Source organism: Chromohalobacter sp. 48-RD10 (genome assembly GCF_029889785.1).
Taxonomy (GTDB): Bacteria; Pseudomonadota; Gammaproteobacteria; order Pseudomonadales; family Halomonadaceae; genus Chromohalobacter.
Genome location: NZ_JARANX010000162.1, coordinates 1 through 1,047, shown reverse-complemented (window position 1 = coordinate 1,047; position 1,047 = coordinate 1). Strand labels below are relative to the sequence as shown.

Below are 1,047 nucleotides of genomic sequence, written 5' to 3'. Positions count from 1 at the left end.
TCACCATTCCCGCTTTCCTGGCCAATCGGTTCCCGACGCGAGCAATGTCGCTGAGAACGGTATCCGCTATCGTCATCGTCGTCTTCTTCGCGGTGTACACGGCCTCAGGCCTGGTGGCAGGCGGCAAATTGTTCGAAAGCGCGTTTTCCGGTGTCATCAACATCGGCGGCATGAGCGATTACGCGGTGGGTGTCATCATCACACTGGGCGTGGTACTTGCCTATACGGTTGTCGGCGGCTTTTTGGCCGTGAGCATGACGGACTTCGTGCAGGGCTGCATCATGATGCTGGCGCTGGTGATCATGCCGACGGTTGTGCTCTTTGGCGAAGGTGGCGGTGGCTTCGCCCAAGCTACTCAGACCCTGAATGACGTCGATCCCACACTGCTATCGTGGACGGATGGACTGACCTTCATCGGTTGGCTGTCTGCGGTGGCCTGGGGACTGGGTTATTTCGGGCAACCGCACATCATCGTGCGCTTCATGGCCATTCGATCGCTGAAGGATGTGCCGATTGCTCGTAACATCGGTATGAGCTGGATGCTCATCTCCCTGATCGGTGCGGTCTCTCTGGGTGTATTCGGCCGAGCCTATGCAATCCGCAATGGTATGGAGGTCGAGGATCCGGAAACGATCTTCATCATCCTGGCGGACCTGCTGTTCCATCCGCTGATCACCGGCTTCCTTTATGCCGCACTGCTTGCGGCGATCATGAGCACCGTTTCCAGCCAGCTTCTGGTGGCGTCTTCATCACTGACCGAGGACTTCTACCGCTTGTTCCTGCGTAAAGAGGCAACGGAGAAGGAAAGCGTCGGCATCGGCCGAGTCAGTGTCGTATTGGTTGGCCTGGTGGCAGCCTTCATTGCATCTGACCCAAACTCTCAGGTACTGGGACTAGTCAGTAACGCCTGGGCAGGCTTCGGTGCGGCGTTCGGCCCGCTCATCATCCTGTCGCTGATGTGGTCGCGCACGAACGGCGCTGGCGCCATCGCAGGCATGGTCGTGGGTGCCGTCACCGTCATGATCTGGATTGAACTGGGCTGGAACG

At 58.5% G+C, this 1,047-nt stretch carries 1 protein-coding gene; it reads left to right on the top strand.

Features of this window, described 5'->3' with window-relative positions:
* The coding region (locus OP496_RS17940) for a sodium/solute symporter (protein ID WP_280565300.1) at nt 1-1,047 on the top strand (1,047 nt) is incomplete at both ends.